11 protein-coding genes are annotated in these 12,815 nt (G+C 30.5%); 6 read left to right on the top strand and 5 right to left on the bottom strand.

The window, feature by feature from the left end; translation table 11 throughout:
- Nucleotides 1-2: 2 nt before the first annotated feature.
- Genes ACTTBN_RS07410 through ACTTBN_RS07395 form a run of 4 tightly spaced genes read left to right on the top strand, consistent with a single transcriptional unit; the run spans nucleotide 3 to nucleotide 3,726 of the window.
- The gene (locus ACTTBN_RS07410) at nucleotides 3-1,241 is read left to right on the top strand and encodes an NAD(P)/FAD-dependent oxidoreductase (protein WP_440681795.1); all 1,239 of its coding nucleotides are present in this window, start codon (nucleotides 3-5) and stop codon (nucleotides 1,239-1,241) included.
- A complete protein-coding gene (locus ACTTBN_RS07405; protein WP_440681794.1) occupies nucleotides 1,234-1,998 on the top strand; it encodes a DUF1365 domain-containing protein in 765 nt (254 codons plus the stop codon). Before ACTTBN_RS07410 ends, ACTTBN_RS07405 begins: the two co-directional genes overlap by 8 nt.
- Nucleotides 1,998-3,176: a class I SAM-dependent methyltransferase gene (locus tag ACTTBN_RS07400; RefSeq protein WP_440681793.1), complete on the top strand. Its 1,179-nt coding sequence runs from the start codon at nucleotides 1,998-2,000 to the stop codon at nucleotides 3,174-3,176. The genes ACTTBN_RS07405 and ACTTBN_RS07400 overlap by 1 nt, the downstream gene beginning before the upstream one ends.
- 10 nt (nucleotides 3,177-3,186) lie before the next feature.
- Nucleotides 3,187-3,726, top strand: coding sequence for a DUF3833 domain-containing protein (locus ACTTBN_RS07395; protein WP_440613940.1), 540 nt, complete (start codon nucleotides 3,187-3,189; stop codon nucleotides 3,724-3,726).
- Here ACTTBN_RS07395 and ACTTBN_RS07390 read toward each other — a convergent pair whose 3' ends face one another.
- On the bottom strand, nucleotides 3,727-4,485 hold the full coding sequence (locus tag ACTTBN_RS07390) for an SDR family NAD(P)-dependent oxidoreductase (protein WP_440681792.1): 759 nt from the start codon (nucleotides 4,483-4,485) through the stop codon (nucleotides 3,727-3,729).
- A 21-nt stretch (nucleotides 4,486-4,506) separates the two neighbouring features.
- On the opposite strand from ACTTBN_RS07390, the gene ACTTBN_RS07385 reads away from it, so the two are divergent.
- Together ACTTBN_RS07385 and ACTTBN_RS07380 are read left to right on the top strand one after the other, a co-directional pair.
- A complete protein-coding gene (locus ACTTBN_RS07385; RefSeq protein ID WP_440681791.1) occupies nucleotides 4,507-4,974 on the top strand; it encodes a TspO/MBR family protein in 468 nt (155 codons plus the stop codon).
- 2 nt (nucleotides 4,975-4,976) lie between these two features.
- Complete coding sequence (locus ACTTBN_RS07380; RefSeq protein WP_440681789.1) at nucleotides 4,977-6,080, top strand: NAD(P)/FAD-dependent oxidoreductase; 1,104 nt, start codon at nucleotides 4,977-4,979, stop codon at nucleotides 6,078-6,080.
- Between the two features lies 1 nt (nucleotide 6,081).
- Here ACTTBN_RS07380 and ACTTBN_RS07375 read toward each other — a convergent pair whose 3' ends face one another.
- From ACTTBN_RS07375 to fdhD, 4 genes are read right to left on the bottom strand one after another with little or no spacing between them, the layout of a single operon-like run.
- Entirely contained in the window at nucleotides 6,082-7,527 is a 1,446-nt protein-coding gene (locus tag ACTTBN_RS07375; RefSeq protein ID WP_440681788.1) for a protein adenylyltransferase SelO, read from the bottom strand.
- A 5-nt stretch (nucleotides 7,528-7,532) separates the two neighbouring features.
- The gene (fdhF, locus tag ACTTBN_RS07370; RefSeq protein WP_440681787.1) at nucleotides 7,533-10,301 is read right to left on the bottom strand and encodes a formate dehydrogenase subunit alpha; all 2,769 of its coding nucleotides are present in this window, start codon (nucleotides 10,299-10,301) and stop codon (nucleotides 7,533-7,535) included.
- Nucleotides 10,301-11,956 carry an NADH-ubiquinone oxidoreductase-F iron-sulfur binding region domain-containing protein gene (locus ACTTBN_RS07365; protein WP_440681785.1) on the bottom strand — a complete coding sequence of 552 codons (1,656 nt, stop codon included), beginning with the start codon at nucleotides 11,954-11,956 and terminating at the stop codon, nucleotides 10,301-10,303. Before ACTTBN_RS07365 ends, fdhF begins: the two co-directional genes overlap by 1 nt.
- A gap of 16 nt (nucleotides 11,957-11,972) precedes the next feature.
- Nucleotides 11,973-12,812 (bottom strand): formate dehydrogenase accessory sulfurtransferase FdhD, encoded by an 840-nt coding sequence (gene fdhD, locus ACTTBN_RS07360; RefSeq protein WP_440681784.1) that lies wholly within the window; start codon nucleotides 12,810-12,812, stop codon nucleotides 11,973-11,975.
- Between the last annotated feature and the right edge of the window lie 3 nt (nucleotides 12,813-12,815).

The following is a 12,815-nucleotide window of genomic DNA, read 5'->3' as shown; positions in this document are numbered from 1 at the left end:
TAATGAAAATTGCCGTAGTTGGTTCTGGGATATCAGGCTTAAGTGCTGCATATTATTTATCAAAAAAACATCATGTAGATCTTTTTGAGAAAGAAGATCATTTTGGTGGTCACTCTCATACAATAGATTTAATTTTTGATGAAAAGAAAGTATCTGTAGATATTGGTTTTATTGTATTTAATTTTCAAACCTATCCAAATTTAATTAATTTCTTTAAAGAAAACGATGTTCAGATTGAAAAAAGTGACATGTCATTTTCAGTATCAGTAGAAAATACAAACTTCGAATATTGTGGAAAAGGTTTGAATGGAATTTTTTCCAATAGATCTAATTTGTTTAATCCTAATTTTTTAAAAATGTTTTTTGATATTATTAAATTTTATAAAAACAGTGATCAAATAAATGTTACAGATCAAAAATTAACTTTAGGTGAATATTTAAAAAACAACAAACTTTCAAAAACCTTTATTGATTACCATATCATCCCAATGGTATCTGCAATCTGGTCTATGCCACCTTATGAAGCAAGTAAAATGCCGATAACATTCTTTTTAAAATTTTTTCAAAATCATGGGCTCTTTAAACTAAAAAATAGACCTCAGTGGTATACCGTAACCAATAGAAGTAGAACTTATGTAAATAAAGTTATTTCAAAAATAAGTGGTGAATACTTTAAAAATTATAAAATTAAAAAAATTATAAGAAAGTCAAAAGGGTTAGATTTATATTATGGAGGTGAAAGTGAATTTTTTGATTATGACAAAGTTGTAATAGCAGCACACGCTGATGAAGCTTTAAAGTTGATCGATAATCCTACTAATGAAGAGACAAAAATTTTATCTAATTTTAGTTATAAAGAAAATATTGCATATATTCATACAGACAAAAGAGTAATGCCAAAAAATAAAAAGGCATGGTCTTCATGGAATTCATCAATCAATGACAAAGATTTAGAAAAAAACTCTATTACTTATTGGTTAAATTTGTTGCAAAACCTTAAATGTGATCAGGATATTTTTTTAACTCTTAATCCTTATTTTGAAATTGATGAGAGCAAAATACTTAAAATAGTTAAATTTACTCATCCTTATTATGATCAACAAGCACTAGATGCCCAATCAGAACTGTCTAGTTTGCAAAATAAAAAAGATTTACTTTTTTGTGGGAGTTATTTTGGTTACGGTTTTCATGAAGATGGAATAAAATCATCTATTGAAATGCTAAAATACCTAAATGACTAACTCATGTATATACATCGGAAAAGTAATCCATAAACGTTTTAAACCTAAAGAGCATTATTTTAAATATAGCGTTTTCTCACTTTTAATTGATTTATCTGAGTTAAGAAAAATAGATCAGGATATAAGCTTCTTTTCATTGAATAAATTTAATTTAATTAGTTTTCATGAAAAAGATCACGGTGAACGTGATGGATCATCTCTTGAAGATTGGGTAAGGAAAAATTTAGAACAAAATAAAATAGAAACTACAAATATAAAAATTAAGCTTCTCTGTTATCCAAGGATTTTTGGCTATGTGTTCAATCCTTTAAGTATTTTTTTTGTTTATAACCAAAATGATAAATTAGTATCTATATTATATGAGGTGAAAAATACATTTGATGAACAACATACTTATGTATTTAGGGTAGATAGTGAAAATAAATTAATTCAGAATAATTGTTCTAAAAAATTTCATGTTTCACCTTTTATAGAAATGAATTGCAAGTATTTCTTTAGAATTCTTAACCCTGATGAAAAACTTTCTGTAATCATTGATCAATATGATCAAGATGGAAAAATTTTATTTGCATCTCAGGATGGAAAAAGAACAAACTTAAATAGTAGTCAATTATTAAAATCATATTTAAAGCACCCTCTGATGACTATAAAAATAATATCAGCAATACATTTTGAGGCCTTTAAATTATGGATGAAAGGAATTAAAATTATTAAAAAAAGAATAAAAATAAGAAACAATTTAACGGTTGAAAATTAATGTTATTAAATAGTGCTGCAGATAAATTAGTTTTTAAATTTTTAGGTAAAATTAAAAACGGTTACCTTGAGATTACCACCTATGAAGATGAGATATTAAAGTTTGGTAATCCTGATCAATCTTTAAAGGCAAATATTAAAATAAAAAATCCAAATTTTAATTATAATTTAATCAGGGGTGGAAGCATTGGTTTTGCTGAAAGTTATATGAGAGGTGAATTTGAAACAGATAATCTTTCAGATCTAATTGAGTTAACAGCTAGAAATATTCAAGTGATATATAAATTCTCAGGTTTGCTTGATCTACCTGTAATTAATTTTATTAAAAATAAAATAATCAAAAATACAAAAAGTCGAAGTAAGGAAAATATTGCAAAACATTATGATCTTGGAAATGATTTCTTTTCATTGTGGCTAGATGATACTTTAACTTACTCAAGTGCAATCTTTGATGATAGTTCAAAAAATTTAAGTGTTGCACAAAATAATAAATACCAAAAATTAATTGATCTAATCAAACCTAGTTCTGGAGATAAAGTTTTAGAAATTGGTTGTGGTTGGGGCGGTTTTGCAGAATATTTAGGTAAGAAATATGATGTCAAATTAGATTGTATTACTATTTCAAAAAAACAATTCGAATACGCAAAAGAGAGAATTCATAAATGTGGATTGAATGAAAAAGTAAATATTGAGATTAAAGATTACCGAGATCTTCAAGGAAAATATAATTCAATCGCTTCAATTGAAATGATTGAAGCAGTCGGGCAAAATTATTTAGAGAGTTATTTTAAAACTATTAAGCATAATTTATCGAATGGGGGAAAGGCTGCAATTCAAGCAATAACAATTGATGATAGCTTATTTGATAGATACAAAAATAAACAAGATTTTATTCAAAAATATATTTTTCCAGGAGGATTTCTTCCCAATAAAAATAGTATTAATAGATATGTTTCAGATAATGGCTTAACAATTAATTCATACATCTCATATGCAGATCACTATGCAGAAACCTTGGCTATATGGAGAAAAGAGTTTTTAAGAAAGTGGGACCAAATTAAAAATCAAGGATTTGATTTGACATTTAAAAGAATGTGGGAATTTTACCTATCTTATTGTGAAGCTGGATTTAAATCTAAAAATATTGATTTGATTCAATTTTCAATGCAGAATAAATAACAACAATAATATGAAAATAATTAAATCAATTTCGTTGATAATTTTGGCATTCTTAATTACAAGTTGTTCAAATAATAGTGCAATGAAACCAGAAGATTTTAAAAATAAAGAACCTAGATTGATTATTGAAGAATACCTAACAGGAAACGTTAAAGCCTGGGGTGTCTTACAAAATAGATCAGGAAAAGTTACAAGACAATTCTCAGCTGATTTAGATGGAACCTGGGATGGCAAACAGTTAATTTTAAAAGAAAAATTTAATTGGGACGATGGTGAAGTTCAAGATCGTGAATGGACAATTACCAAAATAGATGAGCATAATTACGAAGGTACAGCAGGTGACGTTGTTGGAAAAGCAATTGGATATTCTTATGGACCTGCATTTAAGTTTGAGTATGTTTTGTTAGTTCCAGTTAAAGGCAAAGAATTAAAAATTACTTTTGATGACTGGATCTTTAAACAGGATGAAAGAGTTGCAATCAATAGAGCTACAATGACAAAATTTGGATTTAAAGTAGCAGAGCTAACAGTTGTATTTGTTAAAGATTGATTATTTTTTTTGATGCTTAGTCATCTTCCCCACTAATTTAAAATAAAGTTTACTTGGAAGAAAACTAAACAACTTTAAAGTTAAAGTAAGTGCTTTTGGGAAATGTACCTCAAAAACATTTTTATTAATTAATCCATCATAAATTTGATCAGCCGCAAATTCAGGTGTTTTCAAAAATGGCATTTTAAAATCATTTTTATCTGTCATTGGTGTTTTAATAAAACCAGGGGAAACCAAACAAACTCGGACGTTATATCTTTGGAAATCAAAATATAAACTTTCTGCTAAATTATTTAGTGCAGATTTTGAAGGTCCATAACCGGTTGAATTAGGCAATCCTCTATAACCAGCAATGGATGAAACTATAGTAATTATACCATTTTTTCTTTCTCTGTAATATTGCTCCACTGCTTTAATAGAGTTTACTGTTCCAAAAAAATTTACTTTAAAAACATCTTCTATTTGTTCAACATCGATTTCTTTTTCTTTTTTTGGATTCCATGTACCAGTTGAAAAAAAACATATATCAATATTTTCAAACTTAGTTTTGATCTGATTAAAAACTTCTATACATTTTGCTTTGTCAGTAACATCTAATGGGAATGATGAAATATTTTCATAATTTTTTGAAAGCTCATCCAAAAGTTCAACTCTTCTTGCAGATACAGCAACATTCCAACCTTTGTTTGCAAATTTAATTGCTAAAGCTTTGCCTATTCCTGTGCTGCCACCAGTTATCCAAATAGTTTTTTTGCTCATTTTTTGTTATGTATAAACATTATGTTAAAAAATAAAATTGTAACATTTATATTATTTCTTATCATCACATTTTCAGCTTCATTAATTGGAGGATTAGCTACAATTACTTTCAAGGAGCCTTGGTATTCTTTATTAAATAAACCTGTCTTTAATCCACCAGACTGGGTGTTTGGTCCAGTATGGACAATTTTATATTTATTGATGACAATTTCTATTTGGATGTATTGGCATTCCAAAAATAAAGAGATGAATACAGTTTACATTTATTTTATTCATTTAGTTTTCAATGCAACTTGGAGTATAGTTTTCTTTGTATTTCATAAAATGCTTTTAGCTTTGTTAGTATTAGTCGTGCTAATTGCATTCATTATCAATCTAATCGTAAGATATAGACGCGTCACAATGATAAGTTCGTATTTAATGATTCCATATTTACTTTGGTGTTGCTTTGCTCTAATTTTAAATACAAGCTTAATAATATTAAATTAATTATGGATGATGTTGTTGTAGTTGGTGGTGGAATAATTGGAGCAGCAACTGCTTATTTTCTTTCAAAAGAAGGAAGAAAAGTAAAAGTCATAGAAAGAGATCCAACTTACAAAACAGCTTCATTTCCTTTATCTTTAGGAGGCTTTAGAAGACAATTTTTTCAAAAAGAAAATATCTTACTAGGTAAATTTGCAAGAGAATTTATTTTTCAAATACCAGAATTATTGAAAACCGAAAAAAACCCTAATCCAACAGCAAGTATGGTGACCAATGGTTACCTCTTGATGTTTGGTCCTGAACATGCTGAAGAACAATATAAAGCTTTAGAAAATCATAAAGAGTGTGATGCAGGCACAAAAAATATTAAAGGCTCAGAGTTATCAAAAGTATTTCCATATATAAATGATGAAGGTGTTGAGACTGCCACTTACACAGACAATCAAAGTGAAGGTTGGATTGATCCTTTTATGTTTCATAGCGCACTTAAAAGTAAGGCAATAGAACTTGGAGCAGAATTTATAAAAGGAGAGGTTAAAAGTCTTTCAGAGATAAATGCTAAAACAATTGTTTCAGCAGCTGGATGTTGGACTAAAGAATTACTAGAAGACATTCCTGTTGAGCCTCAAAAACACACAGTGTTCAGAGTAAAATGTCCAACTTATATAAAAGAAATGCCTTTAAGTGGTGACTTAACTACTGGTGTATATTGGAGACCTGAGGGTGGAGAGTATTTAGCAGGATCACCATTGTCAGTGTTTGATGCAGAAGATTTAGAGCCAGCATGGAATGATTTTGAAGAATTAGTTTGGCCAGCTCTAGCAAAAAGAATACCAGCTTTTGAAGAATTAAAATTAACTGGAGGATGGGCAGGTTATTACGATTGCAACAGATTAGATAATAATGCTGTTGTTGGAAAGCATCCTAAGTACGATAATGTTTATATGGCTACTGGTTTTACAGGAAGAGGATTAATGCAAGCCCCAGGTATTGGACGAGCATTAACAGAATTGATTACTACCGGCTCGTATCAGACAATTGATATTAGTGATTTTTCAGTTGAAAGAGTATTGGGAAAAAGTGCAAGGCCTGAGCCATACGTATTATAAATTAGGTTCCACAAAAAGTTTGATACTTTTCATTTCCAATTGGTGCAGGTTTTTGAAATTCAATAATATTTTCTTGATCAGAATAAGGATTGCCTAAAACTTTTAAAAGTTTATTCATTGTTTCTAGATTGCCTTTGTCTGCATCAGCTAGAGCCTCTTCTACTTTTTGATTTCTTGGTATAACTACAGGATTATTTTTTTTCATAAGTTCTAAATATGCATCAGATGAATTATTCAGTTTTACTCTTTTTTCCCATTCATTAATCCAACTTTTAAATTCCTCATTTTTGTAGATCTCATCATCAAACTCAACACCCATTAAATAACAGAAGGTGTTTGTGTAATCTGCATTATTATTTTTCATCCAATCTAAAAGTTTGTTAATTAATGTTAGATCGTTTTTATCTTCACCAAATAAACCAAGTTTATCTCTCATCATATTTAACCATTTTTCTTCATAAATATTTTGAAAGTTATCAACTAACTCTGTTGCAATTTTAACTGCTGTACCTTCATCTTTATCAATAAGTGGTATCAGACATTCTGCAAATCTTGCTAAATTCCATTTAGTAATTGGTGGTTGATTTGAAAAAGCATATCTTCCAAATTTATCTATAGAGCTAAATACAGTTTTTGGATCGTATTGATCCATGAAAGCACATGGTCCGTAATCAATTGTTTCGCCAGAAATAGCCATATTATCAGTGTTCATCACCCCATGAATAAATCCAACTCTCATCCAATTGATCACTAACTGACATTGTCTTTCCATTACAAGGCTTAATAAATCTAAACCTTTGTTTTTAGATGATTTAATTTCTAGATAGTGTCTATCAATTGTGTAATCAACTAATGTATTAAGATCCTCTAGATTTTGAGTAGCTGCAATATATTGAAAAGTACCAACTCGAATATGACTGGATGCAACTCTTGTTAAAATTGCTCCATTTAACAAATTTTCTCTGACAACTTTTTCTCCAGTTTTAACAACCGCAAGACTTCTTGTTGTTGGAATATTTAAAGCGTTAATAGCTTCACTAATTATATATTCTCTTAGCATTGGACCTAAAGCTGCTCTTCCATCACCACCTCTAGAAAAAGAGGTTCTTCCTGAACCTTTAAATTGTATATCAAAACGCTTATTTTTATTAACTAAATGCTCTCCCAATAGAACTGCTCTTCCATCTCCAAGCATAGTGAAATGACCAAATTGATGACCAGCGTATGCTTGTGCAATTGAATTAGTTCCATCAGGCAAAATATTTCCTGAAAATATTTCAGCTAATTTTTTTTTATCTATTCCTGAAAAATTTAAATTTAAATTTTTAGCAAGTTCTTCATTTAAAATAATAAGCTCAGGCTCATGAACTGGAGTAGGCTTGATGTCTTCTTTAAATGTTTTTGATAGTTTTGAATATGAATTATCAAAATGCCAACCGATGGTCATTTTAATTAACTTACTTCAGCTTGATGTTCTTTTGGTTTAACTTCTGTTTTAAATTGATTAGAAATTTTTTGAACCTCAACTGATGAAACTTTGTATTCTGCACACATAGTTTCTTCATCTTTTCCATGACCAGTTACCATATTAACCATGTGTTCTGGGAAGTGGAATGTTGTAAATACAATTCCTTCTTTAACTTTATCTGTTACTTCAACTTTTAAAGCAACTTCTCCTCTTCCAGAATATAATCTTCCAATATCACCCGTATTTAAATCTCTATGAGCTGCATCATTTGGATGAATTAATAAAACATCCTCATTAACAATGTTTATATTTTTTGTTCTTCTTGTCATTGTTGCTGCATTGTAGTGCTGTAAAACTCTACTAGTTGTTAAAATTAATGGATAATCTTTTTGATTAGCCTCTATCTCGCTAGATTCTTTCCAATCAAAGTTTTTCAATCTACCTTTACCAAGTTTAAATTCTTCAGTATGTAAAATTTTTGTATCTGTTCCATCTTCTTTAACTGGCCATTGTAATCCAAATTTTCCAAGTCTCTCTCTTGTTACTCCTTTGAAGAAAGGAACAATATCGGCAATTTCTTCTAAAACCTGATCAGCATCATAGGATGGCTGATCAAAACCTAATTTTTGCATCATCTCAGTTACAATCAATCCATCAGGCTTTGTACCTGGCAATGGAGGAACTGCTCTATTAACTCTTTGAATTCTTCTCTCAGTATTTGTAAATGTTCCGTCTTTTTCTAAGAAAGTAGTTCCAGGTAAAACTACAGTAGCAAGTTTTGCAGTTTCACTCATAAATATTTCTTGAACAACTAATAGTTCTAATGAATTCATTGCTTCAACAACGTGGGCACTATTGGGATCTGTTTGAACAATGTCTTCACCAATAATCCATAAGCCTTTTAGTTCTTTATTAATTGCAGCCTCAAACATTTGAGGTATTTTTAAACCAGCTTTAGAAGGGTGAGTTACACCATATTTTTCAGTATAAAATTTTTGGTTTTCTTCTTTATCGACTGGAAAGTAACCTGCTCCTTGATGTGGTTGACAACCCATGTCTGCAGCCCCTTGAACATTGTTTTGACCTCTAAGGGGATTTACACCAACTCCTTTTCTTCCAATATTTCCTGTAATCATTGCTAAATCAGCAATTAACATCACAGTTTTTGAACCTTGTTCATGTTCAGTAACTCCTAATCCATGGAATTCCATTGAATTTCTTGCTGTTGCATAGGCAATTGCTGCTTCTTTAACCAATTGTTTATCAACGCCAGCAACTTTTGCTAATTGATCAACATCTTGTCTTTCAATTTCCTTTAAAAAATTATCAAAGCCTTCTGTTCGATCTCTGACAAAGTCTGCATTATAAAGTTTTGATTTAATAATAAAGTGTAACATCATATTTAGAACTGCAACGTTAGTTCCAGGTCTAAGTTTGATATGATAATCTGCAAGTTTAGCTAATTCAGTTGTCACTGGATCAAGGACAATTAATTTTTTACCCTTCATCACTTGCTGTTTAATTTTTGCTCCAGTTACTGGGTGAGCATTAGTTGGGTTTGCACCAATAACTAAAAATAAATCTGCATGATAAATGTCTTCTGTTGAGTTAGTTGCAGCGCCTGTCCCAAATGTTTGCTGCATACCCCAAGCAGTAGGTGAGTGACAAATTCTTGCACAACAATCTACACTGTTAGTTCCAACAGCAGCCCTAATCATTTTTTGGAAAACATAGTTTTCTTCGTTTGTACATCTTGCAGAAGAAATTCCAGCAAAAGCATCTGGTCCATTTTCTTTTGTAATTCTATTCATTTCTTTTTTGATAAAATCATATGCTTCATCCCAACTAGCTTCTTCAAACTTTCCATTTCTTTTTATTAATGGAGTTTTAAGTCTGTCCGGGTGATCATAAAAACTAAATGCATACCTTCCTTTGATACATGTATGACCAGCATTTACTTCAGTTTGCTTAGGAGTATCTATTGCAATTACTTTATCATCTTTGATAGATGCTTCTAAGTTGCAACCAACACCACAATACGAACAAGTTGTTCTAACTTTTTTGTCTACTGCTGCAGACTTAGATTGGAATACGTCTGAAATTGCATCCGTTGGACATGTATGAGCACAAGCTCCACATGACACACAAGAACTATCTCCAAACATCATATCGTTGTCTGTTGTAATTCTAGATTCAAATCCTCTTCCACTCATTGTTAAAACAAATGATCCTTGAATTTCATCACATGCTCTGACACATCTTCCACAGTTAATACAGTTATCTAAATTCATTCTCATGTAGTCATGAGAAGTATCTCTTGGAATTCCTTTATGTTGCTTAGGACTATTGTATCTATGATCAGCAACGCCTAAGTCATTTGCAACTGTTTGAAGTTCACAGTTATTGTTTACTTCACAAGTATCACACTCCATAGGGTGGTCAGTTAAAACTAACTCAACAATATTTTTTCTAAGACTTGTTAGTGCTTCGTTTGAGGTAAATATGTGTTGGTTTTCAGCAACTGGCGTATGACAAGATGCAACTACTCTAGTTGGCCCGTCCTTTTCTAACGCAACTTCAACCGAACAAACTCTACAAGCTCCATAGGGCGCTAAGTTAGGGTCATCACATAAAGTTGGCACCTTTTTTTCACCAACATAGCTTTTAACAAATTTTAAAATAGATGTATGGTTAGGACCTATTTCATAAGGTTTTCCATCAATATAAGCAATTTTTCTTTTCTCTGAGCTCATTAATTATCTTTCACCATATCATTTTTCATTTCATCACCAAAGTATTTTAGGATGTTCTGAATAGGTGTTGGGATCGCTCCACATAAAGCACATAAGCAGCCTTTTTGCATAGTAACCAACAACTCTTCTAGTAATTTTAATGGAATTTTAGCTGTTTTCTTCTTAGCTTGGTCAAACATTTCTTTTCCTCTGTAAGATCCAAGTCTTCCAGGAAAACATTTTCCACAAGATTCTTCTGCAGAAAACTCAAACAGATGATGAATGTATTCAGCCATTGGAAAATCTTTTGGGATACTAACTACACTTGCGTGACCTAACATAAAACCTTTTGCAGTAAACTCTTGAAAATCTAAATTTAAATTTTCTATTTCACTTAAAGGAACAACCCCACCTAAAGGACCACCTATTTGAAAAGCTTTGACAGGTTCTTTGTATCCACCACCAATTTCATTAAATATTTTTTTCATTGGTGTTCCCATATCAATTTCATAAACACCTGGATTATTAAAGAAACTATCTAAGCAAACTAATTTTGTTCCAGCTGATTTTTTATTTCCAACTGAAGAAAATTTTTCTGATCCATTTAATAAAATTCCAGTTGCAGCTGCTAAAGTTTCAACATTGTTAACCACTGTTGGTTTTTTATATAATCCTTCAGTAACTGGAAAGGGAGGTCTTACATCTACTTCAGCTCTTCTTCCTTCAATAGAAGCTATCAAAGCTGTTTCTTCTCCACAAATATATGCACCTTGACCAATGCAAATTCCAAGATCAAAAGAAAAATCTGTTCCTAAAATATTTTCACCTAATAGATTTAATTTTTTAAGTTCATTAATACATCCATTGATTGCTTCGATTGATTTTGGATACTCACCTCTGATGTATAAAACTCCTTCATCACTTCCAATTACAAATCCACACATTACCATTCCAAAAATAACTTTTAGTGGTTGATCTTCTAACAGATATCTGTCTGAAAAAGCTCCTGAGTCACCTTCATCTGCATTACAGATAACATATTTTTTATCTCCTTTGGCTTTACTGCAGAAATCCCATTTCATTCCTGTTGGAAAACCTGCTCCACCTCTTCCTGTAAGGTTTGAGTCTAATAATGATTTTACAATATCCTTCTTATCTGTTTTTAAAAATTTGCTTAACTGATCTTTGAATTGATCTGTTGATGATAATTTATCATCCATCAAAAAACTTGTTGTCGCATAACTTTTAGAGAAAAATTTATCTTGTTCTATTTCTTCACCTTTTAAAATTTGATCAATCTTTTCAATATCTTTTCCAGCATAATTTTCACCATCATAGTGAAATGCATGATTTTCATAACAATGACCTAGGCAAAACATCTCTCCAACTTTGTCGTCACCTAGTTTTTCTTTTAATTTATCTTTTAGTTTGTCTTGAGTACCTGCACACATGCATGCACTACCGTTACATACGAAAGCTTTTTTTTCTCTATGTGAAGGTCTTAAAAATTCATAAAAAGACTCAGCGCCGTGAAGTGTTGAAACTCCAAGGTTATGTTTTTTTGCAATTTCTTTAATATCTTGAGGGTTTTCACTTAAAGTATTTTCTGAAATTTGCTTAAATAAGTTGTCTTTTAAGCCTATTCTTCCAGATAAATTACTTATGTTTTTTGACACAATTTCCCTTTTTTAATTATTCCACCTTAACTTTTTTGTTATTTGTGTAAATATTAAAACTGTCCCTCTTTACGAAACCTATGAGGGTAATGTCAAACTTATTAGCTAAATCGATAGCAAGACTTGTTGGCGCACCAACTCCGATCATAATGCCAATATCAGTCATCAAAACCTTCTGAACTAGCTCAAAATTTAGTCTCCCAGAACAGGTAATAAATTGATCTTTTGGATCAAATTGCTGTTTTTCCAAAGCAGATCCAATAAGTTTGTCTAAAGCGTTATGTCTTCCAACATCCTCTCTGAGAGCTATTAATTTTCCTTCACTATTAAATAGACCACTTGCGTGGATACCTCCAGTTTTGCTGAATTCAGACTGACCTTCTCTTAAAATATCAGGTGATTGGATAATTACATCTTTTGAAATTTTAGGTTCAGAAGCATTTGTTTTGTTTACTTTAATTATTTCAAGTGCGTCCAATGAAGATTTACCGCAAACACCACAAGAAGAATTAGTTAAAAAATCTCGCTTAATTTTTGATATATTTACATTTTCAGAATTATTAAGAGTAGCTAATATTTTATTTTGAATTTTATATTGACCTACTTTATCCCCATAACTTTCAATACTATCAATATCATTTATACTTTTTACAATTTGTTCATTAAATAAAAATCCTCTTACAAGATCTTCATCATTACCAGGTGTTCTCATAGTAATAGACAAAGTTTGTTCAACCCATTTATTTTCCTCTTTGTATTTTAAAGAAATTTCTAGTGGTTCTTCAATTGAAATTAAATCTTCAACATTTTTAAAATTATTAGATGAAAATTTTAAAACTTTATATTTTGAGTTCATAAA

Origin of the sequence: Candidatus Pelagibacter sp. HIMB1623, from assembly GCF_052047695.1 — a bacterium.
In the GTDB taxonomy this organism is placed as follows: Bacteria; Pseudomonadota; Alphaproteobacteria; order Pelagibacterales; family Pelagibacteraceae; genus Pelagibacter.
This window is presented reverse-complemented; position numbering and strand designations above follow the sequence as displayed.